The sequence below is a fragment of the Clostridium sp. CS1-1 genome, from assembly GCF_056135525.1.
Window position 1 is genome coordinate 899,034 of sequence record NZ_CM148680.1, and the last position, 25,778, is coordinate 924,811.

Below are 25,778 nucleotides of genomic sequence, written 5' to 3' on the forward strand. Positions count from 1 at the left end.
GTTAATGGCATCATTTGTTTAGTTAGATTTTAAATTTGCTAATTATTTGTTCTAGTTTGTCTGCAATGTTATTAAGTTTTTCAGAAGTATTTGAAATACTGTTCATGGATTTTGACTGTTCATCCAGCGAAGCAGATATTTCTTCAGTAGCAGCTGCTGACTCCTCAGATATGGCAGATATTTCTTGGATGGAATTTATAACATCATTTTTATCAGTATTAACCTTTTCAATATTTAGAACTAATATTTCTACTTGTTCTAGAGTTCCTTTGATTGCTCTTTCTATAGATTGAAATGCTTTGTTTGATTCCTCAACCGCAATATTAGACTCTTTAACTGCAGCTTCACCTGCGTCCATGTTATTCTTAGCCGCGCTTATTTCTAATTGAATCTCACTTACGATAGTACTTATCTCTTTTGTTGAAATAGAGGTTTGTTCTGAAAGTTTTCTTATTTCATCAGCAACTACGGAAAAGCCCTTACCAGCTTCGCCAGCACGTGCTGCTTCTATAGCAGCGTTTAATGCTAATAAATTTGTTTGCTCTGCAATAGATTCAATAGCACTTACGATTTTTCCTATAGAATCTGATTTGTTTGATAAGTCATCTATATTATTAGCTATTTTTTGTGAAACCTTCATATTTACATTAAATTTATCTATAAGTCTTTCCATTGCATTAGTTCCAATAGCATTAGTATCTTTTACTTCATTAGATAGTTCCTTAACCTTCAGAGAACTTGCAACTGAGGTTGTTATTTCATTAGCAAGACCTTCTAGCTTTTCAGTGCCAAGTTGAGCAGAACTCGCTTGCTCCTGAGCACCTCTAGCTAATTCTTCAAGGGTTCTAGATACACTATCAATCGAAGCTGTGGTTTCCTCTGTAGATTTTGATAGGTTTTCTGAATATTGGAGCACTTCCTTAGAGTTATTCTTTAAAGTTTGTACAATTTCTACTAGTTCTTTCTTTAAATTTAAAACAGCTCTACTCATAACTCCAGTTTCATCTTTATTACTTAGCAATTTATCTGCTTGATTATCTGTATTAAAAGATAAATCGAGACCTGCCACTTTATTAATTGCTTCAGTAGAATATATAATAGGAGCGGATATCTTTTTACCTATATATAATGCGAATAAAGAGGATAAAACTACTCCAATTGCAATAATTAGGATTATTAAAATTAATAGTGAATCTATTTGTTTAAAAACTTCGTTTTCTGGTGCCATCATTAGTAACACCCATCCATTAGATAATTTAGAGTAGCTTAGGGCACTTTTACCTTCTGCTGAATCAAGATGATCAATTCCAGAAGTACCCTTCTTAATGTTATCACTTACGGACTTATAACTTTCATTATTTATCTTGGCTAGATTATCAGATTGCTTTAAAGTTTTATGGACTATATAGTCATGTTTATCATTTAGAAGAGCTGCATATCCTGTATCATATAGTTTTATGTTATTAATTCCTTCTCTATACTTTTGGAAATTTATATCAATACCTACTACACCAATTAATATGTTGTCTTTAAAAATAGGAGCCGTATAAGATATCATTTCCATTTTTAATTCATTGTTAGTGTAAGGATTACTCCATACACCTTTTTTTTGTTTTATAGGCTCATAGTACCATGCTAAATTTGCATTATCTGGTCTAAATTCACTTTTATCAGTTAGTTTATGTTCCATAAATTGACCGTTATTCGACATATCTACAAACCAACCACCGTATACATTTCCTGTTAGGTCAGGGTTTAAGATTACATATTCTCCCATCGTGCCCTTTTGGGATGTTATCAAATTTTTTATTAAAGGCTTGATAATAGATTCATAATCTGATGGATTAGTTTTTAGTTTTTCCGTATCTACTAAAGTTGTTATCATTGAACCTAAATCCCGAGCTGAATCTTGTACATTAATTATGGTCTTATCAAGTTCATTTGATTTTGCCTCAGCCATTGAGGTTATTTTGGCACTTACCTCTTCCTCAATTAACGTACTACTTCTTAGTATAGCTAGTCCACCTATTGCTGAAGATAGAATTACACAACATAAAATTATTGCTGTTATAATCTTTGTACTGATTTTCTTCATATTAGTTCCTCCACTATAAGTATTTTCCCGTACCGCTATGATATAAGTTCAAAAGACAAATATCACAACATTTATATATATATTTACATATTACTATATCGTTAACTGTTTGTTAATACTTAAATATATAGTAACTTGTTAGTAGTAATACATATAAGTATTAACACGAACGTTGACACATTGATACATTCTCTAATATTCGTTTTTTAAAAGTATATACAAAGTATAAGTGATTTTATATATGGAAATGTTCGTGAAGAATATTGACTTTAATGATAACATTTGTTACTATAGACAAGTGCGAAAAAGAGAAAAAAATATCGTAAAAAGTAAAATTAAACTACAGAGGAGATTAGTATGGAATCATTTTTTAGATTAAAAGAAAATGGAACTAACATAAGAACAGAAATATTAGCTGGAATAACTACCTTTATGACTATGGCGTACATATTAGTTGTAAATCCTAATATACTTTCCCAAGCAGGTATGAACTACGGTGCAGTATTTACGGCAACAGCGTTAGCAGCGATAGTTTCCACATTTTTAATGGGAGTATATGCAAAATTACCTTTTGCACAAGCACCAGGAATGGGACTTAATGCTTTTTTTGCTTATACTATAGTACTTGGCATGGGACATACATGGCAATTTGCATTAACTGCAGCATTTTTAGAAGGAATAATATTTATTTTACTTACAGTTTTCAATGTTCGTGAAGCTATAATTAACTCAATTCCATTAAATATTAAAAAAGCAATTTCAGTAGGAATAGGGCTTTTTATTGCTTTTATAGGATTAGAAAATGCTCAGATAGTAGTACATCCTAAATCAGGTACTATTGTTGCCTTAGGAAATGTTACTAGTGGAGTAGCATTACTAGCAGTTATAGGTATTGTAATAACCGGTGCATTACTTGCGAGAAACGTAAATGGAGCTTTATTAATAGGGATTATAATTACAACTATTGTAGGTATTCCTATGGGAATAACAAAGTTACCAGGGGCAGTTGTAAGTATGCCACCAAGTATTAGTTCTACATTTTTACAGTTTGAATGGAATCACATTTTTAGTATAGATATGCTTGTTTCTTTATTTACTTTATTGTTCATGGATATGTTTGATACAGTTGGAACTTTAGTTGGTGTTGCAACTAAGGCTGGAATGCTAGATGAGAAGGGAAATGTACCTAGGGCGAAAGAAGCTTTATTTTCAGATGCGGTTGGAACTACACTCGCAGCTTGTTTTGGAACGAGTACTGTATGTACATATGTAGAAAGTGCTTCAGGAGTTGCATCAGGTGGAAGAACTGGCCTTACAGCTGTATCTACAGCAGGGATGTTTGCAATAGCATTATTCTTATCACCACTATTTCTTATGATACCATCTGCAGCTACAGCACCTTCACTTATTTTAGTTGGACTATTTATGTTATCTCCTATAAAGGAAATAGATTTGGTTGATTTTACAGAAGCTATACCTGCTTTCTTTACTATAATAATGATGCCTTTGACTTTTAGTATTTCCGATGGAATTATATTTGGAATAGTTTCATACGTAGTTCTAAAGGTTTTAACAGGTAAAGCGAAGGAAATAACAACAGCTACTTATATAATAGCAATTTTATTTATACTAAAGTTCTTTATATAGAAATATATAATTTATAATTGAAAAGAGATATTTACTTTAAAGTAAATGTCTTTTTTTTATTTTTTTAATAATAGGTACACTTTTAATAGAATTTAGTATAGTAATAAGTAAGGGACAAAAAATAAGCACTAAATATTACATACAAAGACAGGGGGAATTGTATGGTGGATTATAGAAATATGTATGAATTAGATAAATTTAAATATTTAGGTCATGGAAAAAATGGTAAAGTATATTTAATGCCAGATGGAAAAGTGATAAAGATTTGTAAAACCGAAAGAGTATGTAGGGATGAATATGAAGTCTTGAAAGCTGCAGAAGGAAGTTCGTACTTTCCAAGGGTTTATGAGATTAATGGAAAAGCAATGGTTAGAGACTATGTCCAAGGTGAGAAGCTTCCTTTATATATAAAAAAACATGGGCTTAGTAGAAATTTAGCTATGAACTTAATTAATCTTATAGAAGAGTTTCAGAGAATTGGATTTGTAAGATTAGATATTAGGGGAGAGCATATTTACGTAAAAGAGGATGAATCTATAATGGTTATTGACCCAGCATCTCACATGATATGGAGGGAGAAATATCCTAGACTTATGATTAAAGAACTTAGAAGACAAAAGGTTTCTAAACAATTCTACCAAGTTCTAAAGGAGGAAAGACCAGATTTGTATAAGAAGTGGAAGAGATAGAGGGGAGATAACAGGTACTACAGTACATATAGGTACCCGTTATCTATTTCTATTTCAAGTATTTATGAATTATAGTATAAAGATCTTCATAATTTATAGGCTTAGATATATAATCATCCATCCCATATGCTAAGAATCGCTCCTTATCGCCAACCATGGCATAGGCTGTCATAGCTATAATTGGGATGTGAGATTCTTTAAGTTTTTCCTTACTTCTAATGATACTGGTAGTGTTTAATCCATTTAATTTAGGCATTTGAATATCCATTAAAATTAAATCTACTTTTCTTTTCTCAAGTATTTTCAATGCCTCAGTTCCATTGAAGGCATTTATATAGTTATAGCCTTTTTTGTGAAGCAATGTTGATACAAATTGTTGATTCACTTCATTATCATCAACAATTAAAATTGTTTTTGAAGCAATATATCCTGTTACCTCTACTGGTATTTTACTAGCAAAATTGTCCGAAGTATCATTTGGATATTGATTTCTTATATTGATTAAGTTAGCTCGATCGTCTTTTGTAATGCATTCATAGGTATTTCCTGGTAAGAATTCTGCTGTAAAATAGAAGCAACTTCCTTTATCTCTTTTACTAGCTACCCATATATCTCCATTCATCATAGTAACGAGATTTTTTGAGATAGCAAGTCCAAGGCCAGTTCCGCCATACTTCTTTGTATACGAATCATCCACTTGGCTGAAGGTTTTAAAAAGCTTATTCATTTTATCTTCAGGTATTCCTATACCTGTATCAGAAACGGAGAATTGAATCTTAATTTTTCCTTTAGGCCCTTCAATTCTTTTGGCACAAACTATTATATTGCCTCTTTCGGTAAATTTCAAAGCATTATTTAGCAAATTCATTAAAATTTGACTTAACCTTAATGGGTCACCAACTATATCAGTATCTGTAAGACTTGGATCTACAAAATATAATACTTGTATAAATTTTTCATTAGCAAGCACAGAAAAGTTCTTTACTATCTTATTTATTTTTTCTTCAAGATTAAAGGATTCCAATTCTAACTTAAATTTCCCAGATTCAATTTTAGCAATATCAAGTATATCGTTTATTATATCAAGTAGATGCTTGGAAGAGATTTTAACCATGTTCAAGTATTCTTGTTGTTCATCTGTGAGATTTGTCATTAAGGCTAAATCTGTCATTCCCATTATTCCGTTAATAGGGGTTCGTATCTCATGACTCATATTGGCTAAAAAGCTACTTTTAGCTCTACTAGCCTCTTCAGCTGCAAATTTTGCCTTATTTAGCTCTTCTTCTCGTTCTATTCTTTTAGTTATATCTCGTGAAATGGCACAAGCACCTATTATGCTTCCAATATGGTTTTTAACTGGAGAAACATTTATAGACAGAGATATCTCTATATTACTTTTATTTAATATCTTAATTTCAAAATTTTTAATTTCTTCACCAGATTTTATCTTTTCAAGTAATTCGGATACAAGTTTACCGTTATTATCTATATCAATAATAGAAAGATTTTTTTCCATTATTTCTTTTTCGGTGTATCCATAAATTTTTTCTGAGGCTTTGTTCCAACTTATTATCTTTCCGTCTAGATTTGTGGCTATTATAGAGTCTTCGGAAGAATCAACAATAGATGAAAGCTGAAGAGCTTTTTTTATACAATCAAGCTTTGCTAAACGATAATTTAGTATTAGAAGAATATTATCATCTATTTTTAGAAACTTTCCATAAAATCTCCAATCAATATTACTTATAGCAATTTCCTTGAAAAATTTGAAGGAAGACTCATCATTATTCTTAAATGAAATGAGTTCATCTTTAATAAACCATAGGGTATGGTTCCACTTTTCCCTTGGGATTTCTACTTTATTTGTTATGTATATTGTGTTAAACATAGCAACAGCGGAATCATTGTTATGGATGATAAAATCATTGCAATCTATAACAATAAAGGGGACCGATATACTTGATAAAATATCTAAATGTGCATGAAAGTTTTTTATGTTACTAGATGAATTTTTCATATTAAATCTAAAAATGGTGATGTTTCACCATTTTACTTTCACCCCTTTCATAGAGAAAAGAATAGATTGTTAAAGTATTCATTAACTTTTATACTTTAAGTATATTACTTTGTATAAGTTCATTCAATATGAAAAAGCAGTTTTCGTCTCAAACAAAAACTGCTCTAATAATACTTATTTTAGATCCTCTAACAACTGCTCTATTTTAGGAGTACAGCGTTTACCACAACAAGAACCAGAACCTGCACCTGTAGCTTTTCTAACTTCTTCTATAGTTTTGGCTCCGTTCATAATTGCTTTCTTCATGGTAGCTCTTGATATGCCTTTGCAAAGGCATACTTTTGTGAGTTTATCTAAAATTTCTGGTTTTATATTTTGCTCCATTATTTATCACTCCAAGTTTATTTTATTTCATTATCCATACATATAATGATTATTAATAAGTAATTATTATATGTATGAATAATTATATAACTTTCATGGGGATATGTAAACATTAATTTATTTATAATCAATAATCTCCTCTGCCTTGAGAATCAACTTTTAGCTTTACATTTACCTTTATATTGGATTTGGATATAACCTCATCCCAGTTAGCGCCTGTTCTTCTTCCATAAGTCGCAGCAGCAAATCTGCCAAGTTCTAGACAATCAACCTTATACTCTTTCTTCATTTTATCTAAAAATTCATTACACATTTCTTCAACCTTTACGGATAACTTCTCCTCAAAGTCTTTTTTCTGTTTTATATCATTAATAATATTTTTATATAACTCATTTGAAACTATGTCACCCTTTATGTCTAAATCAATAATAAAATTATATTTATCACCCTCCTTTATGCATTTAATTTTTCTTTTGGACTTGCCGTAGTATTCTATAAATTTTTTAGGGGCCTGTTGTATTCTAAGTATACCTTTAACATTATTTTCTCTTAGTAAGTTCATTATTCTGGAATCTTCTATGTTAACCATAGCCTTCATTTTGTCTTCCTTTAATACTGCTGTACCTGTAATTTTAAGTTCTTTTTCATTAGAATTTTCCTCTTTTTCTTTTAATTCCATGTAAGGTAACACCGTTGTTCTTCCTTCTGCACCTACTCTTACGTATAAATCCATTGCGTTATAGTTATCTGAAAAAAAATTATAATCTCTAGAATTTCTAACTAGACCTTCTATAAAATCAATAGAACTTGGATATCCAGGAATTTCGTATTGTATGTAGGGAAGAGTTTTGCCCTTACAAATGACAAAGTAGGATATATTACTTGTAATTGCGGTTTTATAATATAAATTTAGTGATGGCTTAATTCCGAGTCTAGCATACTCTTCACTTATTAAAAATGCTTTCTCTTGTCCCTGAACATCCTTTTTATTTGATTTTGTGTGTCTTTCTTGTCGTGTTTCTGATATAGTTGTTCCTGAACCAGTAATTATTTGATTTGAAGTCATATCATTTTCATAAAATACATAAATAACTCTGTGTATCTTATAAATAATCTGGGAAACTGTTTTTTCTATATCTGCTGCGAGACCATTCACAATAGTTACTTCTTCGGCAGACTTAGGCTCTAATCCACTTGCTACAAATGAAATCAATAATACAAAAATAATGGTTAGTAAAAAGTTTTTTTTTCTCAAGATTTATCATCCTTTTTAAAATATACTAGCAATGATATCAGTGATATATAAATAGTATTAAAAATTGTATATTTGAAAGCCATTAAGTCTATAAATTCCGCTCTTATGGTTTCGTTTGTTAATCTTAAACTCATCAAGAGGACTATGGGGTACATTAAAAAAACTATTTTTTTAAAACTAACTTTATTTAATATATCTTTTATTATAAAAACTGATGCATAATAATATGCTGAGGTTAATCTTAAAGCTACACTAGTCCATATAAATATAAATATAAGTCTAAAGTTATTTATAACTGGAAAAACGAAGCTTTCTGTTACTAAGGCGAAGGACCATATACCTTTAGGTATTATATCAGCCCCCAAATAATATATACTTATAAAAGTTACATAGGTATAAATAAAAGCTGTTATTGCTATAAAAGCAAAAATGGACTTTTTTAACTTTTTCGATTCATTAATATATGGATAGATTAAAAATATGGCTTCAATACCTCCATAAGAAAACATTGATTGTTTGGTACTTTTAAATAAATCAGATATATTTGCTTGAAAAATAGGAAGAAGATTTTCAAAGCTTCCTTTTCTTAAGGCTGCTAAAGAAGCTAAAATCACAAGAAACATCATGTAAGAGCCAAGTTCACTTACTTTACCAACTACTTTCAGACCTTTATGTACCGTATAAGCTATTGCTAAAAGAGAAATAGTCAAAACCTTTGAAGAGCTTAAAAAGGGTACAGCGTAAACTCTTACAATATTATTAAAACCAGCTATGGTTACCACTGTGTCAGAGAGAAAGAATGTTAAAAATATTGTATTTAAAATGGTTCCAATGAATCTTCCACAAAGTCTTTTGCTTAAGGTAAGTATTGTATCCTTTGGGTGTTTATTACTAACATAAACTGCTAAAATTCCAATATATAAAGGGTACAAAGCTCCTAGTAATGCTGGAATCCATGCATCTTGATAGGAATCTTTCACAAGAGAATCTGGGAGTCCTATAACACCTATTCCAATAGTAAATCCTAATAACAATAGTGTCACTTGATTTGGAGTTAAGAGATTATTTTTTTGGATATCCATCAATAGTCTCCCCTTCCTTGGTTATCTACTTTTACATTAACATTCACTTTTATATTAGAATCTGATACTATCTCATCCCAATCTACACCAGTATCTTTGCCATATTTTGCGGTAGCCACTCTTCCAAGATCTAAGAAATCTACTTTATATTGATTATTTATTTTATTTATAAATTCAATACACATGGTTTCTATGTTGCTTGCAAGAGTTTTTTCAAATTGATTCATTATCTTTGAATCTTTCATTATATTTTTATAAAGCTCATTCGAAACGATTTCTCCTTTAAAGTGTAGGTTAATAACGAAAGTGTATTTATCATTAATTTTAGAACAGGAAACCATTCTTTTTACCTTTGCGGAGTAATCTATGTATCTAGAGGAACTTTCCTGTATAGTAAGAATACCATTAGAATTATTAGTACTTAAGATATTTAATAATCTACTGTCTTTCATGTCTAGTTTAGCTATCATTTTGTCATGTTTGAATATACATTGCCCAGTAAGCTTAAGGCCTTCTCCCGTTATTTCAATATATGGAATCCTAACAGATCGACCCTCGGTATCCAAGGCTATAAATAAATCCATTATTTTTAAACGTTTAGGGAAAAAATTGTATTGATTAGCATTTTTAAGCATACCTTCTATATAATCTCCAGAGGAAGGATAGCCGCTTACCTTATAATTTATTACATCTAAAATGTTATCCTTACAAACTGCTACTAATGCTGTATCGTTAACAAAAGGAAGCTTAAAAAGCACATCTATAATAGTTCTTATCCCACACTTAGCATAAGTTTCGCTTATTAAATCTACTTTTTCAAGTCCAACTAGGAATTTTTTGTCTATCTTTAGCTGTCTTTCTTCTCTTGACTTAACTATACTGGTAGCTATTCCACTATATGTTTTACTGAAAACTTTATTGCGTTCACCAAAAGTATATACATTTAAGAATATCTTATAAGTTAAATTATTAGAATTCGGATTCTCTAAATCGTAGGCTACAATAGAAGGTATTGCTATATTTTCTATTGGTACAACACCGATTCCAACTATAGAGTAAATAAATAGTATTATAATAACAACAATTGTTATAATATTAGGTCTTTTCATAAACTTTTTCCTTCTTAATAAATATTAATAAAGCAATTAATGATGAATATAGCACAGTATATATGGTGATTAGAGGTAGAATGTACCCTGTGATATATTTTCTAGTCGCTTCACCATCATACATAAATGTTAAATATACGATAATAGGGTAAGAAATAAAAATAAGACTTTTTATTTCTACTTTTTTGATTGAATCCTTTAAAATAGTAACGAAAGCATAATAATCTACAGCAGCTGATTTTAAAGTAACAAGAATCCACAAAAATAATAGTATATATCTAAAGTTACTTATAAAAGTAAGTGTTAAGTTTTCCGCTACATATATTGAAGACCACCTAGTTTTCAGAATTATGTTATGACCAAGGTAGTAGATAGTCATAAATGTAATCCATGTATAGGAACCACAGATAATTAATACAGCCTTTAAAGAAGAGATTCTTAATTTACTTTTATCATTAATAAAAGGGTATATTAATAATACAATTTCTATGCATCCGTAAGAATAAGCAGAATTTATAGCACCCTTTAAAATATTAATTATTCCAGAATCTATTATTGGAAGTATGTTAAGTATGCTTCCAGTACCTACACTAGCCAAAGGCACAAGAGCAATTGAAGCAGAGGCGTAAAAAATACATTCACAGAGTCTACCCAAAACTTTTAGACCTTTATACGCAGCGTAAGCAGATGCAAGAACGAAAAGAGTTATAAATTTCATAGGTGTCAAAAAGCTTAGTATATAGGTTCTAAGGAAGTTACCAATACCAGAGACTGAGGAAGTTAAGTAAAATAAAAAGAACAAAGAAAATATTATATTTAAAATGCCTCCAAAGATGTTACCTAGATATCTTTTGCTCAGAACTAATATGTTATCATTAGGAAATCTCTTACTTAAGTAAGAAGCGATAAATACTATGTATAGCGGATAAATAACACCTAAAAATGCAGAAATCCAACCATCCTGTTTTGCAAATTTTACTACCTCATTTGGTAAACTAACTATACCTTCGTTAATAATAATACCAACAAGTAAATAGGTTACTTGATTTGGTGTTAATAAATTTCTAGAATTATTATTCATAGGTTCATTCATCTTTCTTCCATTTTGATCTAAAATCTGTTTGTCTTATAGAATCCTTATTTGGGATGGAGTCTGGCCGCTTGTTAAACTTCCAAAGAGGTGCTCTAATAAATACATCCTTCATATCATTTTTAGTTAGTTCAAAATATGGGGTGCCAAAGCTGTCTAATGAGCATAGATGTACTGTAATTATGAAAAAGCCCAGACCTATACCAAATATACCCAAAAAATTTGCTAAAACAAGCATAGGGAATCTTAAAAGTCTTACAGCAAGTGACATATCATAATTAGGAATTAAGAATGTAGATATTACGGAAATACCTATGATAAACAAAGTTGTAGGGCTCACAATTCTAGAACGAACAGCAGTATCACCTATTATAATACCGCCAACCACGCTTAAGGTCTGACCAATTTTACTTGGTAGTCTTAATCCACCTTCTCTTAAAAATTCAACTATTATTTCCATTGAGAGTATCTCCATAAATGGAGTTAAAGCTAGACCTATTCTTGATTGTATTATCGGAGTTATGAATTTTATAGGTATTAGCTCAGTATTAAATTTCATTAGAGTCAAATATGTAGAAGGAAGAGTTACCACTACAAAAACAGCTATAATCCTTAAAATTCTTACAAAAGAGGAGGCTAATGTTCTTTGATAGTAATCCTCCACCGCTTGAAAAAATTGTACTAGAACAGCAGGAGCTGTTACAACAGTTGGACTTCCTTCTAAAACTATAACTATACGACCTTCTAATAAGTCTGCAGTTGCTACATCAGGACGTTCTGTTACGCAAGTTTGAGGAAAAGGTGAGTAGGTATAGTCTTCTAGATACTGCTGTAGTGTTCCTACATCTGTTATCTTATCTACATCAATAGCTGTAATTCTCGTTCTTATTTTAGATACTACAGTATCATCAGCTAAATCTTGTATATATACAATAACTAAATCACTCTGAGTGCGTTTACCCAAGGTAAATTTCTCTGTCACTAAGTTTTTATCTCGTGCCTTTCGTGTAATTAGACTAATGTTTGTTTCAAGATTTTCAACAAAACTCTCACGAGGACCCCTTACTGAAGTCTCTGTTTGAGGTTCAGATATGTTTCTATATTCCCCACCAGCAGTATCTAGCACTATTGCCTCTAAGGTTCCATTTATTAGTATTGCGCTATAACCTCTTTTAATGAGATCTATTATTTTATAAGTATCAGTTTCAATTTTAGTGCCACTCATGAAAATATACCGCCTACAGAGATAATCTGCTATATTCTGTTTGCAATTTAAATCCTCTTCAGTATGAAGCATTAGTGGAGAAAGAATATCTCTATCTATAATATTTTTATCTACTAAATCATTGATATAAATAATAGCTGCATCCAAAGGTTGATTTCGCCCTATGAAAAAGTTTTTTACTGTTATAGAATTTAGTGATCCAAGTTCCTTTGTTATAAAATCAATATTCTTTTTTAAATCATTATTTTCCATGGCTATTATTCACATCCTTTAAATAAGTAATTTTTAGCAGCTTAAATTAAATGATTTGATTTTGAGTTATATTTCCTATTATCTAACACAAATATGTTTTATATACTAATTTTGTAATGTAAAGATTTTACTACAATTATATAATTTATAAATTAATAATGTTAACATTTTGTTCATAAAATTGACATTTTACTGTCACTGATGAGAGATAGAATAACTCTGAAATTAATAAAATAGGAACAGAAGGATACACTAATTACTGCCATAGTATTCTCATCTTTAGCATATGGGTATCAATGGAATTTAGTGATTAGGGTTAACTCTGAAAGAGAGGAGAATTTAAAATGTTAAACTTCAGAAAGATGGTGTTGCCAGCTTTACTAGCAACATCAATACTTGTACCAAGTGCAGTTTATGCAAGCTCAGTAAATGATGCTCAACCTACAGCTACAACAAAAATACAGGCTCACAAAGAGAACCATAAGAATCACAGGAATTTTAATAAGGAATTAAAAGATGTAGAAAAGTATGTTCCAGGTGCTGAAGAACAGATTAAGCAAGTAATCACTGAAAGAAGAGACCTTTGGAAGCAATTAAAAGAGTTAAAATTAAAGAAACTAGGAGTAGATACTTCTTTTATGAATGATTACAGGAAGATTATCCATGATACCCATGAAAAGGTAAAGAACGGACAGATGACTGAAGAGGATGCTAAAAAGTATCTTCATGAACAGAAGAAGAAATTTGAAACAGATCATGCTGCTGAACTTGCAAAATTAAAGAAAGTAAAAGAAGAGTATGCTGAAGCTCATGAAGATGAAATTAAGTCTGCAAAAAAGAGCATGAAACAAGATATGAAGAAAACAAAGGAAGCTCAAAAAGCTTTAAGAGAAGCAGTTAAGTTAGGAGATGCTGCTAAGGTTAAGGATGCATATAACAATTATTTAAATGTTTTAAAGGAATCGAACCAATTGCTTAAGAGTGAATTAAGTAAGCTTAGTAGTTAAGGTATCTCAAGGGATAGGCTACTAAAAAAACTTCACTTAAACGACAGAATGTGTTGCTAGTCATTCGGCACGTTAAATACTTTTAATAAGTCTAAAGCTTGAACTTTAAAAAAGCTAAGAACTTTCTATAACTCGCTACCGCTCAGACAATCGAAGTCTCTAAGCTTCTTATAAAGTTCTTCGCTAAGATCTATAAAAAGTATTTAAATGTGCTTTCATAACTAATAACACATCCAGTTGTGTAGATAAGTTTTTTCTAGTAGCCCTATATAATATTCCTTTAAAAAATTAAACTAAAAATGTTTTTTAATCACTCTACGTCATGGATTCTCCCAATTTCTTACTGTATCCAAATAGATGTTCCAGAAGGTATATTGTCATACATATATTTTGCATTTTCCAACGCAAGACGTATACAGCCATGAGATATGTTGTATCCAAGTCTTCCGTCTACTAAGTTGCCTTTCTTGTTATATAGTACACTATGAAATAAATAATTCCCACTTATCTGAGTATAATATTTACATATTAGACCATTGTCTGTAACAAATGACCCTCCTCTAGTTCCTACAGTAAAGTGTCCTCTTATAGTAGGAGTAGAAGCTGCGCCTACAGAACAACTAAAGGATTTTAATAATTTCCAGTTATTATTACTTCCAGTTAGAATTGAGACTGTGTGATTAGTGAGATTGGTATAGATGTAGTATTCGGTATTGCTCGGGCAATCTTTTGAATTAATAAAGTTTTCTATGGAATTATTAGAAGTATTTGTATCTGAGTTTTTCGATGTTGTAGAAGTTTTAGGTGGTTGCTTATAAAGATAAGGGTCCTTTGCAGGTGTTGAGTCTAGTAGTCTAAAGGTTTCTGGTCCAGCAACACCATCTGAAGATATTTTTACTTTTGTTTGAAAGTTTCTTACAGCAAAGTCTGTGCTTGTGCCAAATTCTCCATCTATAATAAGGTTGTATTTAAATTTATTTAGCTTAGATTGTAGTTCTTTAACTTTTTCCCCTTTGTCTCCAAGTTTTAGCACACTATCCTTAGGTTCATCTGAGTTTTGTGATGACTCATTATTTTTAGGTTGTATATTCTGAGAATCTTTATCTTTATTGTTTTTATCAGTTTCTTGAGGGGTTTGTGATTGAGATATAGAAGGTTGTTCTTTTGAATCAGTTGATATAGCATTGTTAGAACTACATCCAGAGAATAATAGAATAAGCATGAGTGATGTAACTAAAGGAACTGATTTTTTCATATTTACATCTCCATAATTTGTTCACTATTTTAGTATATTAAATAGTGGCAAAAAGGTGAAAAGTATGTCTTTTAGTAAATGTAAAAATGTTTTTCAAAATGATGTATAAAGAATAAACATTTTACAAATTTTATTAATTGTAAGTTAATATTATATTGACATATTTTTTAGTGAGTTTTTATAAAACTGATAAATAATTTAAACATAATAACTTCATAAATAAAAATAAGAGATGTAAATTAGTATGACTTTACATATGTTTGAAAAAACGTAAAATTACAAGTCTTGATTTTTATTTTACTTTATGATGAAATATAATCAGGCATAAATGATATAAATTGGTTTATATACATATGTAAACGAATTAGTGGTAAGGAAAGGATGATTATAATGTCAAGTAATGTACTAAAGGATTTAAAACCAGTAGAAGTATTTAAATACTTTGAGGAGCTTTCTCAAATTCCAAGAGGATCTGGAAATGAAAAAGCAATTAGTGATTATTTAGTAGCTTTTGCAAAAGAGCATAATTTACAAGTAATTCAAGATTCAGCTTTAAATGTTGTTATAAAGAAGAAAGCAACTCCAGGATATGAGAACAGACCAGCTGTTGTTATACAAGGTCATATGGACATGGTATGCGAAAAAAATGTAGATACTGTACATGATTTCACAAAGGATCCAATAAAGTTGAGAATTGTAGAGGACATGATTTACGCAACAGGAACAACTCTTGGAGCAGATAATGGAATTGCTGTTGCTATGGGACTTGCAATTTTAGCTTCTGATACTATTGAGCATCCAGCTTTAGAACTACTTGTTACATCTGAAGAAGAAACTGGAATGGGTGGAGCAGAAGCATTAGACCCTAAAAATGTAGATGGAAGACTATTAATAAACATAGATTCAGAAGAAGAAGGAACACTACTTGTAAGCTGTGCTGGAGGACTTACTGCTAAGACAACTGTAGCTGCAGTTTGGGAAGAAGCAGATAAAAATCTTGTACCAGTTGTAATTAGAATCAGAGGACTTAAAGGCGGTCACTCTGGAATGGAAATAAACAAGGGAAGAGGAAATTCAAATAAGTTAATGGGACGTATTCTTATAGACTTAGTTTCTTCATTTGATTTAAGAATTAGCGAAGTAAATGGTGGATCAAAACATAATGCAATCCCACGTGAAGCTGATGCTGTTTTATTGGTTAAAGCTGAAGATAAAGCTGCAATTGAAGGAAAAGTTGCTGAATGGGAAAATACATTAAAAAATGAGCTTAGAACACCAGATCCAGATTTAAGAGTAGAATTTGAAGTTTTAAGTCCAGCACCTGCTAAGGTGTTAGCAAAGGAAAGTGCTGATAGCTTAGTTAACTACTTATATTTAGTTCCAGATGGAATTAACTCAATGAGTATGGATATAGAAGGATTAGTAGAAAGTTCTATAAATCTAGGAGTAATAACAACTTCAGAGAGTGAAATAGAATTTATAAGTGCAGCAAGAAGTTCTGTAAAGAGCTTGAAGATGGAGTTATTCACAAGAGTATCTACTATTGCTAAACTTGTTGGTGCTAAAGTTGCTACAGAAGCAAATTATCCAGAGTGGGCATACAATCCTGATTCAAAAATCAGAAATGTTTTTGTTGATGTTTATGAGAAGAAGTATGGTAAGAAGCCTCATATAACAGCAATCCATGCAGGACTTGAGTGTGGTTTACTTGGAGAAAAATTTAGCGATATGGATATGATTTCATTTGGACCAAATCTTTATGATGTTCATACTCCAGATGAACACATGAGCATTTCATCTGTTTCAAGAATGTGGGATTACTTATTAGAAGTTTTAAAGAATGTAAAATAGAATTTTATTTCTAGAATGTTTTAAAAAATTCTTTGGGAATAACAAAAATAGGATTAAGAATATTGGCCAAAAATAGTATTTAAGTTATACTATTTTTGGCTAATATTTTTTAATCCTATTTTTGTTTTAAATTTAGAATTGTAATCCTACTCATTGAGAATAATAAAAAATATAAAGTTAATTACTAGACTACTTAAGAATAATATTATAGAACTTCGAAGCTTTCAAAGATTCTATTATAAAATTAAATATAGGTCTTTCCAAAAGTTGAATAGGAGAAATGTCTAACTTAGTAGTTAAAAGTAGTGAAACCCATGAATTAGGATTTACAACAGACTAGAGGATGAGCATGTAAAGGAGGTAGCAAGATATGAGAACTATAGAAGATGTCTTGGAGGTTGTAAGGGAGATAGATTGTAAGGATGACGAATTATACAACAAAATAAGAGCTGCTTATGAAGGATATGAATATGGAGGAAAATCAAAGGTTGTTATAGAAAGAAAAGAAAAGTACGATGAAATGGATTTTAAAGCTTATAGTACACATGTAGATGCAAAAAATGCACCTGAAATTATAACTGTTGTTAGAGAAGGGGTAGATGGATATGTTGCGACTGTGGTAGATGCTTATATACACTAAGTGAAATATAATTAATTGTGTGAAACATAAAGTGAGGCTTGAAGAACTCTGTTTACAGTACTAGGTAGAATATCGACTATTCCTAATAATCTACCTAGTAAGCCTTGTTTATATCTTTTGTGTCAATTTAGTTTTTAGTTGAAGAACTTATCCAGGCGCGTAGCAGTGCTTATCCACCACTTTGATAGAAGAGGGGGTGCTAGCAATGGTAGCGATCGGATAAATTAATTAGTTGAAAACATAAAAAAGTTTTATGAATTATGAATGGGGTGGGGGATATAAAAAACTTTATTAGGTTTGAAATAACTACAGAAGATAGAATGGGGATAACAGTTGAAATATTGCAAAAGGTTTATGAAGCAAAAATAGATCTCGTTTCAGTAGAAGTATTCCCAAAAAAAGTATGTATAAAAATTGAACATATAGACGAAGAAAAGAAACAATTATTAAGTAGTGAAATTAGTAGAATTAAAGATGTTATACAAGTTTACGAAATAGAACTTCTATATCATGAAGAAAATGAAAGAAGACTTCTTGCTGTCATGGATTCAGTGGATGAAGGTATTATAGCTATTGATAGAAATTTAAATATAGATATTTTCAATGACTATTGTGAGAAGGTGTTTCATTATAAAAAAGAAGAAGTTTTAGGAACCGATATAAGAAAATTGATAGGTGCAGAAGCACCAATAGTAAATCTAATAAAAAATGGAGATAAATATGATAATGTTGAATTTAGTATAAAAAACAAAAGAGGAGAAAGTCATTATATAACCACTGGAAGACCTATTAAGAATGATAATAACAAGACTATAGGAGCGGTTGCCTCAATTAAAGATATGGATAAGGCAATGGAGCTTGTCAATGTTATATCTTCAACTAAAGAAGGTGCATTTAAAGAAATAGTAGGTAATAGCGTGGTCATTGAAAGAGTTAAAAAATTAGTAACTACTGTTGCTAAAAGTAATTCAACAGTTTTACTAAGAGGGGAAAGTGGTACTGGTAAGGAACTTTTTGCTAAAGCCATTGGTAATTTAAGTGATAGAGATAGTAGAAAATTTATTGCAATAAACTGTGCAGCGCTTCCGGAAAATCTAATAGAAAGTGAATTGTTCGGCTATGAGAAAGGTAGTTTTACAGGTGCAATAAATAGTGGCAAAGATGGACTATTTAAAGAGGCTGATGGAGGTACTTTATTTTTAGATGAGATAGGAGAGATATCAATGTCTCTACAATCAAAGCTTTTAAGGGTGCTTCAAGAAGGAGTTATTAGAAAAATAGGAAGCAGCAAGGAAGAAAAAGTTGATGTAAGAATTATTGCAGCTACTAATAGAAATTTAGAAGAGATGATTGAAAAAAAACAATTCAGAGAGGATTTATATTATAGGTTAAATGTTATACCAATTTATATACCTTCCCTAAGAGAAAGGTTGGAGGATATACCAATATTAGTTAGGTATTTTGTAGATAAATTAAATAAAAAGGTAAATAAAGAAATAAAAGGGGTAGAGCTGGAGTTTATTAGCAAACTTATGGGATATGATTGGCCAGGCAATGTTAGGGAGCTGCAAAATGTCATCGAAAGATCCATGAACCTATGTGAAGGAAGATTGTTAGGTATTGAAAACTTAATTATTGATTTAAAATATAAAAATATAACATCTTATAAATCACATAGAGCAAATGAAATGGAGTTTATCATGGGAAATGAACTAAAATTAAAAGAAATAGTAGAGCTCTGTGAAAGACAAGCTATAATAAAAGCTTTAGAAAAAAATAAAAGTTTTAGAAAAACTGCAAAAATTCTTGGTGTTTCTCATACTACGATAATAAATAAAGCCACTAAGTATAACATAAAGTGTAAATAAAAAATTCCGTTTGTAAAATATACTTTACAGGTATGTATAGAATATGGTTAAAAATATTTCCAATATCTTATATTGTATTATAACTATATAAGATATATTAAATAAATTTTAAATAAAAAAAATAAAATTTAACTATAAATCCTTGATTTTCAGTATCAAAGATTGAAAGTAGTAAGAATACTTAATATTAATAATTACTGTTAAATTGTTTTGGCATATTTGTTGCTTATATATTTTATGTAAAAAACTATAATAGATTACATAGAAGTTGAGGGGGAAACAATAATGAATAAAGAATGTTTACAAGAAATGGGATTTGCAACAAAAGCTATACATGCAGGAACAAAAAAGGATCAATTTGGATCACTCGCTACACCAATTTATCAAACTTCTACTTTTATTTTTGATTCAGCAGAACAAGGTGGAAATAGATTTGCACTTAAAGAAGAAGGATATATATATTCAAGACTAGGAAATCCAACACTTTCAGTATTAGAAGAAAAACTAGCTATGCTTGAGGGTGCTGAAGCAGCAGCAGCTACAGCGTCAGGAATGGGAGCTATATCTTCAGCATTTTGGACAGCTTTAAAAGCAGGAGATCATGTAGTTGCTTCCAAAACGCTTTATGGATGTACTTATGCTTTCTTAAGTCACGGGTTAACAAGGTATGGAGTAGAAGTTACTTTTGTAGATGTAACTAATCCAGAGAATGTTAAAGAAGCTATGAAAGAAAATACAAAAGTAGTATATTTAGAAACACCAGCAAATCCTACACTTGGACTTTCAGACATAGAGGCTATATCTAAAATTGCTCACGAAAAAGAAGACTGTTTAGTTATAGTTGATAACACATTCTGTACACCATACCTTCAAAGACCAATAGAATTAGGTGCTGACGTGGTAGTTCACTCCGGAACTAAGTTCCTTAATGGACATGGAGATGTTGTTTCAGGCTTTGTAGTTGGTACAGTTGAGTTCATTACTCAAGTTAAGTTATTCGGAATAAAAGATATGACAGGATCATGTATGAGTCCTTTTGATGCTTATTTAATGATAAGAGGAATGAAAACATTAGAAATAAGAATGGAAAGACACTGCCAAAACGCTATGGCTGTAGCTGAATTCTTAGAAAAGCACCCAGCAGTTAAAAAAGTTTATTACCCAGGACTTAAGAGTTTTGAACAATATGAATTAGGTCAAAAACAAATGAAAGCAGCAGGAGCTGTAATTGCATTTGAGTTAAATGGTGGAGTAGAAGAAGGAAAGAAAGTTATGGACAATGTTCATGTATGTAGTCTAGCTGTAAGTTTAGGAGATTGTGAAACTTTAATTCAACATCCAGCTTCAATGACTCACTCACCTTATACTGCTGAAGAAAGAAAAGAAGCAGGAATAAGTGATGGATTAGTAAGACTTGCTGTAGGTCTTGAAAATGCTAATGATATAATAGCTGACTTAAATCAGGCTTTAGATTTAATAGTTAAGTAAAAGTTAAAAAGTAATAATAATTTAAAGTAGGCACTATCGATATTGTTGAATTCTAATAATATTGATAGTGCTATAATTATCTGCAATTAAATTAGAAATATAAGTTAGAAACATTAGCTTATCAATTTTAGTGAATATTCTATTTTAGTAATATAATTGATTAGTTCTGATAACTAGATTTTAGCAATTAAGAATGGTACGAAGTCGAAACACATCCTCATGAGAGTTTAATAAACACAACTATATAAAAATGAAGTTTGTAAAATTCAGAATAATAGTATATCATATATGTATGTGAAACTTTTACCAAACAGCTAGTTGGTTGATACGATAAACAACCGTTGTGATACTTTAATCTTCTTTTAGGTTACTTAGCATGTTCTAGAAGCGATTAACTAATAATTAAGTAGCCCTGGGGCTTCGTATGAATTAAGTTTTACTTCATAAAGTGAAACTTGAATCAGATGGGGTTTTAACCCCACCTGATTCTTAGTTGAACGAATCCCGGGACGTAGCCGCTCTTTACTCCCTCTTGGAGAAGGGGGAGTATTAGAGCGGGTAGTCATCGGATAAAAGTAGATTAAGTTATGAGGGGGAGAAAAATGATCTTTATTAAAAATGATAACACTAATCCAGCTATCAATCATGCAGTTGAAGAATATATGCGTAACAAATTTGCCGATGATTGTTTTATGCTTTGGAGAAATGAACCTTGTATTCTAATCGGTAAAAATCAAAATACTCTATCTGAAATAAACATTGATTATGTCAAAGAACATAATATACCAGTAGTTAGAAGAATGTCTGGCGGGGGAGCTATCTTTTGTGACTTTGGAATTGTACAGTTTACTTTTATTTCCTGTAATAATGAAAGTAAATTTACTGATTTTGCAAAATTTACTGATCCTATAATTCGTGGTTTAAAAAAGCTTGGAATAGAGGCAGAACTATCTGGAAGAAATGATTTAACCGTAGATGGAAAAAAGTTTTCGGGAAACGCTCAGTATAGTTGTGGCGACAAGACAGTACATCATGGAAGTATTTTATTTTCACCTGATATGACTAATTTAGTACAAGCATTGAAGGTAAGGCCTATAAAATTTGAAGGTAAGGCTGTTAAGTCTGTGTCTAGTAGGGTTACAAATTTGAAGGAATATCTTAAAAAACCTATGACTGTAATTGAATTTAAGGATTTTTTAACTAATTCTGTTATGAGTGAGTATGAAAATTCAAGTTTATATGAATTCACCGAGGAAGATTGGACGGAAATTAAAAAAATATCAGATGAAAAGTTTGCAACTTGGGAGTGGACTTATGGTAATTCACCTAAATTTAATTTTTCTAATGAAAAGAAATTTATTGGTGGAATAGTGCAAGTTAATACAAATGTACATAAAGGAATTATTAAGGAAATTAAGTTTTATGGAGATTTCTTTAGTAAATACGAAATAAAAGAGTTAGAGGAGGCTTTAACTAATATAAGATATGTGGAAGAAGAGATTAGAGAAGCCCTAAATAATATAGATATAGAAAAATATATGAGCAATATTAGCAGGGATAACCTACTACAATTAATTATTGGATCGAATTTATCCGATGACTACCCGCTCTAATACTCCCTCGCACGGTGTGAAAGCGACTATCAACAAATCGGAGATTTGGGATATCTGCTTTTCTGCAAGGGGGAGTAAAGAGCGGCTACGTCCCTGGATAACGATTTCTAAGCATCAGGTGGAGTTAAAACTCCATCTGATGCCAAGAACTCTGTTTATTGGGTTAACGGCTAAAACAAGGGGGAGAACTTAATGGTACAAAGAAAACCAGAATGGTTAAGGGTTAAAATTAGGGGAGGAGAAAATACAGGAACTGTTCAAGAAATATTAAGTAAACATTCTCTTAACACAGTTTGTAGAGAGGCAAATTGCCCTAATAGAGGAGAATGTTTTAATAAAGGTACAGCTACATTTATGATATTAGGGAAAAACTGCACTCGTAATTGTACATTTTGCAACGTCACAAAGGAAAAACCAGAGCTTGTAGATAAAAATGAGCCTTTCAACGTAGCACAGGCTGTAGACAAATTAAACCTAAAGCACACGGTTATAACCTCAGTAACTAGAGATGACCTTCAAGATGGTGGTGCAAAGCATTTTGCCGAAGTAGTGGAAGAAATAAAAAAATTAAATAAGAATGTAACTATAGAAGTTCTAATTCCGGATTTTAAAGGTGAGGAGAGTCCGCTTAGAACTGTGGTAGAGTCAAAGCCTAATATAATAAATCATAATGTTGAAACGGCACCTTCTTTATATAGCAGGGTCAGACCTATGGCAGTATATCATCGTTCCCTAGAGCTTTTAGCTAACGTAAAGAAGCTGGATAAGTCTATCTTAACTAAATCTGGATTTATGGTTGGACTTGGTGAAACTGAAGAGGATGTAGTTGGAATCCTTAAAGATTTGAGGAAAATAGAGTGTGACATTATTACCATAGGACAATATTTGGCACCTTCATCAAAACATCATCCTGTTATAGAATATGTGCATCCCGATATATTTAAAAGGTATGAAGAAATAGCCAAGGAGATGGGGTTTAAGCATATTTTTTCTGCACCACTAGTAAGAAGTTCTTATTATGCAGAAAAAGTATTTCAGGAAAGTAATAGCTGAAAAGTAATGACGAAGAGTTAATAAGGTTGCTTGATAGAATTAACAATTTTTATAGTTTCAATATGATACTAAAAATACAATTTCTCAAAATGGTACTAAAATTTGTATCGTTTTGAGAAATTTTTCTTTATTTTTTGCCTTAATACTTCAAAAACGACATGGCATGAAAGTTGCTAAAATATTAACATATAGAAAGTAAGTGATTTACATAAGTATTATATAAGGTTTAGGGGGTTTTATTAATGCATATTCCAGAGAATTATTTAAGTCCATCTACTTGTGCTGTTATGGGAGCAGTCATGATGCCAATATGGAGTCGTGCAGTAAAAAAGGTAAAAGAAGAGGTAAGCAGAAAAAAGATGCCTGTGCTTGGGGTTTGTGCTGCCGTTTCCTTCTTAATTATGATGTTTAATGTACCAGTTCCAGGAGGAACTACAGCACATGCAACTGGGGCAGTCTTAACCGCTATATTAATAGGTCCTTATGCGGCAACTATTTCTGTTACCATAGCATTGGCAATTCAGGCATTATTCTTTGGGGATGGAGGAATACTTGCATTAGGAGCAAATTGTTTTAATATGGCTTTTGCAATGCCTTTTGTTGGATACTTTGTTTTTAAGTTTATAAAAAGCAGAGTGAAAAGTGATAAGGGAGAATATATAGCAGCTTTTTTAGCAGGTTATTTTGGAATACTTACTGCAGCTTTATTTACAGCAGCAGAGTTTGGGATACAACCTACACTATTCAAAGATGCACTAGGTGCACCAATATATTGTCCATATGGACTAAATGTAGCTATACCAGCTATGGTTTTACCACATCTTCTTATTGGGTTACTAGAAGGTGCAATAACTGCAGGAGTATATGCTTATGTTAAAAAAATGTCTCCAGGAGTTGTGTATGAAGGAAAGGCAACAAATAAAAAATCATTATACGGGTTATTAATTGGAATGATAGTACTTTGTCCTCTAGGACTCTTGGCTACAGGCACTGCATGGGGAGAATGGGGAGCTGATGAAATAAAAGAGGTAGTAGGATTTGTTCCTAAGGCACTTGAAAATGGATTCAGTTTTAATGCTATTATGCCTGACTATAGTGTAGGCGGAATGAATGAGGTAATAGGATATATCTTATCAGCTGCTGCTGGAGTTGCTATTATTTTAATACTGTTTAAAATAATAGGGTCATCTAAAAAAGATAGAGTAGCTAATAGTACTGATGTAAAAGAAATTTCTTAGGTCTTAAATAAAACAACATAAACATAGGTAGAAGCTTTTGATATCCCTATATCAAAAGCTTCCTATTTGTGTTTAAACTTAAAACCAGAAACTTCTAATTAAATGCGTAAGTGTATAAATAGATAATTAATTTTAATATAAATAATATTGTAAGAATATGTTTAAAATATTGTTAAAATGTGATATTATTCTTCTGTTAACATATACAGTTTTATCTGAATTATGTTTAGCAATATTAAAAAGAATAATTTGTTAACTGATGAATATTATAAAAATATAGGGGGAAGTAAAATGGCTACTGTATTAATTGTTGATGATGCAGCATTTATGAGAATGACACTAAAGAATATGCTTGTTAAGAATGGGTTTGAAGTAGTGGCAGAGGCAGATAATGGAGAAAAGGCAGTAGAGTTATATAAACAATTTAAGCCAGACATAGTTACTATGGATATTACTATGCCTGATATGGATGGTATAGAGGCTGTTAAGCAAATAAAATCACTTGACTCAAATGCCAAAATTATTATGTGTAGTGCTATGGGACAACAATCGATGGTATTAAATGCAATTAAAGCTGGTGCGAAGGATTTCATTATAAAGCCATTTAATGAAGAGAGGGTAGTTACATCTTTAAATAAACTATTATAACTATAACAAACTTTATACCTTATAAAGCTTTTTATTTAACATTCATATGTGAATATTAAATAAAAAGTTTTTTATATATATGACTAATGAGACAATTTATTCGTATATTAATGTAAATTATTACCATAAATCTATAAATGGAATTGCCCAGATAAAATAATGCTTTTATAAAAAGTTTATGGAAAAAATATATAAAATTATGATATTCTATTTATATGACGTTTTTGTTTACAATAAAGTGGAAAAATTGGAATAATAAACAGATATGTTTA

Annotated in this window: 20 protein-coding genes; 11 read left to right on the plus strand and 9 right to left on the minus strand. The window is 30.8% G+C overall.

Annotated features, from left to right (window positions below; genetic code table 11):
* Positions 1 to 22 precede the first annotated feature (22 nt).
* Positions 23 to 2,095 carry a methyl-accepting chemotaxis protein gene (locus AC0N0V_RS04020; protein WP_474462259.1) on the minus strand — a complete coding sequence of 691 codons (2,073 nt, stop codon included), beginning with the start codon at positions 2,093 to 2,095 and terminating at the stop codon, positions 23 to 25.
* Positions 2,096 to 2,452: 357 nt separating this feature from the next.
* Between AC0N0V_RS04020 and AC0N0V_RS04025 the strand changes: the two genes are divergently transcribed.
* Both AC0N0V_RS04025 and AC0N0V_RS04030 read left to right on the plus strand, forming a co-directional pair.
* A complete protein-coding gene (locus AC0N0V_RS04025; protein ID WP_474462260.1) occupies positions 2,453 to 3,742 on the plus strand; it encodes an NCS2 family permease in 1,290 nt (429 codons plus the stop codon).
* 161 nt (positions 3,743 to 3,903) lie between these two features.
* Complete coding sequence (locus AC0N0V_RS04030) at positions 3,904 to 4,431, plus strand: serine/threonine protein kinase (RefSeq protein ID WP_474462261.1); 528 nt, start codon at positions 3,904 to 3,906, stop codon at positions 4,429 to 4,431.
* Between the two features lie 49 nt (positions 4,432 to 4,480).
* Here AC0N0V_RS04030 and AC0N0V_RS04035 read toward each other — a convergent pair whose 3' ends face one another.
* The 7 genes from AC0N0V_RS04035 to AC0N0V_RS04065 all read right to left on the minus strand — a co-directional run bounded on the left by AC0N0V_RS04035 (position 4,481) and on the right by AC0N0V_RS04065 (position 12,845).
* Positions 4,481 to 6,448, minus strand: a complete 1,968-nt coding sequence (locus tag AC0N0V_RS04035) for a PAS domain-containing hybrid sensor histidine kinase/response regulator (protein ID WP_474462262.1) — start codon at positions 6,446 to 6,448, stop codon at positions 4,481 to 4,483.
* 174 nt (positions 6,449 to 6,622) lie between these two features.
* The gene (locus AC0N0V_RS04040; RefSeq protein WP_474462263.1) at positions 6,623 to 6,832 is read right to left on the minus strand and encodes a (2Fe-2S)-binding protein; all 210 of its coding nucleotides are present in this window, start codon (positions 6,830 to 6,832) and stop codon (positions 6,623 to 6,625) included.
* Between the two features lie 127 nt (positions 6,833 to 6,959).
* Complete coding sequence (locus AC0N0V_RS04045) at positions 6,960 to 8,087, minus strand: Ger(x)C family spore germination C-terminal domain-containing protein (protein WP_474462264.1); 1,128 nt, start codon at positions 8,085 to 8,087, stop codon at positions 6,960 to 6,962.
* Entirely contained in the window at positions 8,084 to 9,169 is a 1,086-nt protein-coding gene (locus tag AC0N0V_RS04050) for a GerAB/ArcD/ProY family transporter (RefSeq protein WP_474462265.1), read from the minus strand. Before AC0N0V_RS04050 ends, AC0N0V_RS04045 begins: the two co-directional genes overlap by 4 nt.
* On the minus strand, positions 9,169 to 10,278 hold the full coding sequence (locus tag AC0N0V_RS04055) for a Ger(x)C family spore germination protein (protein WP_474462266.1): 1,110 nt from the start codon (positions 10,276 to 10,278) through the stop codon (positions 9,169 to 9,171). Before AC0N0V_RS04055 ends, AC0N0V_RS04050 begins: the two co-directional genes overlap by 1 nt.
* Complete coding sequence (locus tag AC0N0V_RS04060; RefSeq protein ID WP_474462267.1) at positions 10,265 to 11,359, minus strand: GerAB/ArcD/ProY family transporter; 1,095 nt, start codon at positions 11,357 to 11,359, stop codon at positions 10,265 to 10,267. Before AC0N0V_RS04060 ends, AC0N0V_RS04055 begins: the two co-directional genes overlap by 14 nt.
* Positions 11,360 to 11,363: 4 nt before the next feature.
* Positions 11,364 to 12,845, minus strand: coding sequence for a spore germination protein (locus AC0N0V_RS04065; RefSeq protein ID WP_474462268.1), 1,482 nt, complete (start codon positions 12,843 to 12,845; stop codon positions 11,364 to 11,366).
* A gap of 344 nt (positions 12,846 to 13,189) precedes the next feature.
* On the opposite strand from AC0N0V_RS04065, the gene AC0N0V_RS04070 reads away from it, so the two are divergent.
* Positions 13,190 to 13,852, plus strand: a complete 663-nt coding sequence (locus AC0N0V_RS04070; protein ID WP_474462269.1) for a hypothetical protein — start codon at positions 13,190 to 13,192, stop codon at positions 13,850 to 13,852.
* A 340-nt stretch (positions 13,853 to 14,192) separates the two neighbouring features.
* Here the strand turns inward: AC0N0V_RS04070 and AC0N0V_RS04075 are convergent, their stop codons facing one another.
* Positions 14,193 to 15,107 (minus strand): peptidoglycan-binding protein, encoded by a 915-nt coding sequence (locus AC0N0V_RS04075; RefSeq protein ID WP_474462270.1) that lies wholly within the window; start codon positions 15,105 to 15,107, stop codon positions 14,193 to 14,195.
* 390 nt (positions 15,108 to 15,497) lie between these two features.
* Between AC0N0V_RS04075 and AC0N0V_RS04080 the strand changes: the two genes are divergently transcribed.
* The 8 genes from AC0N0V_RS04080 to AC0N0V_RS04115 all read left to right on the plus strand — a co-directional run bounded on the left by AC0N0V_RS04080 (position 15,498) and on the right by AC0N0V_RS04115 (position 25,506).
* Positions 15,498 to 16,958, plus strand: a complete 1,461-nt coding sequence (locus tag AC0N0V_RS04080; RefSeq protein ID WP_474462271.1) for an aminoacyl-histidine dipeptidase — start codon at positions 15,498 to 15,500, stop codon at positions 16,956 to 16,958.
* Between the two features lie 370 nt (positions 16,959 to 17,328).
* Positions 17,329 to 17,598 (plus strand): hypothetical protein, encoded by a 270-nt coding sequence (locus AC0N0V_RS04085; protein ID WP_474462272.1) that lies wholly within the window; start codon positions 17,329 to 17,331, stop codon positions 17,596 to 17,598.
* 260 nt (positions 17,599 to 17,858) lie between these two features.
* The gene (locus tag AC0N0V_RS04090) at positions 17,859 to 19,466 is read left to right on the plus strand and encodes a sigma 54-interacting transcriptional regulator (protein ID WP_474462273.1); all 1,608 of its coding nucleotides are present in this window, start codon (positions 17,859 to 17,861) and stop codon (positions 19,464 to 19,466) included.
* A gap of 285 nt (positions 19,467 to 19,751) precedes the next feature.
* On the plus strand, positions 19,752 to 20,954 hold the full coding sequence (gene megL / locus AC0N0V_RS04095) for a methionine gamma-lyase (protein WP_474462274.1): 1,203 nt from the start codon (positions 19,752 to 19,754) through the stop codon (positions 20,952 to 20,954).
* Positions 20,955 to 21,556: 602 nt separating this feature from the next.
* Positions 21,557 to 22,567 (plus strand): lipoate--protein ligase, encoded by a 1,011-nt coding sequence (locus AC0N0V_RS04100; protein WP_474462275.1) that lies wholly within the window; start codon positions 21,557 to 21,559, stop codon positions 22,565 to 22,567.
* Positions 22,568 to 22,759: 192 nt separating this feature from the next.
* A complete protein-coding gene (gene lipA, locus AC0N0V_RS04105; protein ID WP_474462276.1) occupies positions 22,760 to 23,620 on the plus strand; it encodes a lipoyl synthase in 861 nt (286 codons plus the stop codon).
* A 242-nt stretch (positions 23,621 to 23,862) separates the two neighbouring features.
* Complete coding sequence (gene cbiM / locus AC0N0V_RS04110; protein ID WP_474462277.1) at positions 23,863 to 24,858, plus strand: cobalt transporter CbiM; 996 nt, start codon at positions 23,863 to 23,865, stop codon at positions 24,856 to 24,858.
* 291 nt (positions 24,859 to 25,149) lie between these two features.
* Complete coding sequence (locus AC0N0V_RS04115; protein WP_474462278.1) at positions 25,150 to 25,506, plus strand: response regulator; 357 nt, start codon at positions 25,150 to 25,152, stop codon at positions 25,504 to 25,506.
* The last annotated feature ends 272 nt before the right edge of the window (positions 25,507 to 25,778 follow it).

Excerpts from the sequence above, each read along its gene's own strand:
- AC0N0V_RS04020 (WP_474462259.1), bottom strand. The coding sequence starts at position 2,095 with ATGAAGAAAATCAGTACAAAGATTATAACAGCAATAATTTTATGTTGT.
- AC0N0V_RS04025 (WP_474462260.1), top strand. The coding sequence starts at position 2,453 with ATGGAATCATTTTTTAGATTAAAAGAAAATGGAACTAACATAAGAACA.
- AC0N0V_RS04030 (WP_474462261.1), top strand. The coding sequence starts at position 3,904 with ATGGTGGATTATAGAAATATGTATGAATTAGATAAATTTAAATATTTA.
- AC0N0V_RS04035 (WP_474462262.1), bottom strand. The coding sequence starts at position 6,448 with ATGAAAAATTCATCTAGTAACATAAAAAACTTTCATGCACATTTAGAT.
- AC0N0V_RS04040 (WP_474462263.1), bottom strand. The coding sequence starts at position 6,832 with ATGGAGCAAAATATAAAACCAGAAATTTTAGATAAACTCACAAAAGTA.
- AC0N0V_RS04050 (WP_474462265.1), bottom strand. The coding sequence starts at position 9,169 with ATGGATATCCAAAAAAATAATCTCTTAACTCCAAATCAAGTGACACTA.
- AC0N0V_RS04055 (WP_474462266.1), bottom strand. The coding sequence starts at position 10,278 with ATGAAAAGACCTAATATTATAACAATTGTTGTTATTATAATACTATTT.
- AC0N0V_RS04060 (WP_474462267.1), bottom strand. The coding sequence starts at position 11,359 with ATGAATAATAATTCTAGAAATTTATTAACACCAAATCAAGTAACCTAT.
- AC0N0V_RS04065 (WP_474462268.1), bottom strand. The coding sequence starts at position 12,845 with ATGGAAAATAATGATTTAAAAAAGAATATTGATTTTATAACAAAGGAA.
- AC0N0V_RS04070 (WP_474462269.1), top strand. The coding sequence starts at position 13,190 with ATGTTAAACTTCAGAAAGATGGTGTTGCCAGCTTTACTAGCAACATCA.
- AC0N0V_RS04075 (WP_474462270.1), bottom strand. The coding sequence starts at position 15,107 with ATGAAAAAATCAGTTCCTTTAGTTACATCACTCATGCTTATTCTATTA.
- AC0N0V_RS04080 (WP_474462271.1), top strand. The coding sequence starts at position 15,498 with ATGTCAAGTAATGTACTAAAGGATTTAAAACCAGTAGAAGTATTTAAA.
- AC0N0V_RS04085 (WP_474462272.1), top strand. The coding sequence starts at position 17,329 with ATGAGAACTATAGAAGATGTCTTGGAGGTTGTAAGGGAGATAGATTGT.
- AC0N0V_RS04090 (WP_474462273.1), top strand. The coding sequence starts at position 17,859 with ATGAATGGGGTGGGGGATATAAAAAACTTTATTAGGTTTGAAATAACT.
- megL (WP_474462274.1), top strand. The coding sequence starts at position 19,752 with ATGAATAAAGAATGTTTACAAGAAATGGGATTTGCAACAAAAGCTATA.
- AC0N0V_RS04100 (WP_474462275.1), top strand. The coding sequence starts at position 21,557 with ATGATCTTTATTAAAAATGATAACACTAATCCAGCTATCAATCATGCA.
- lipA (WP_474462276.1), top strand. The coding sequence starts at position 22,760 with ATGGTACAAAGAAAACCAGAATGGTTAAGGGTTAAAATTAGGGGAGGA.
- cbiM (WP_474462277.1), top strand. The coding sequence starts at position 23,863 with ATGCATATTCCAGAGAATTATTTAAGTCCATCTACTTGTGCTGTTATG.
- AC0N0V_RS04115 (WP_474462278.1), top strand. The coding sequence starts at position 25,150 with ATGGCTACTGTATTAATTGTTGATGATGCAGCATTTATGAGAATGACA.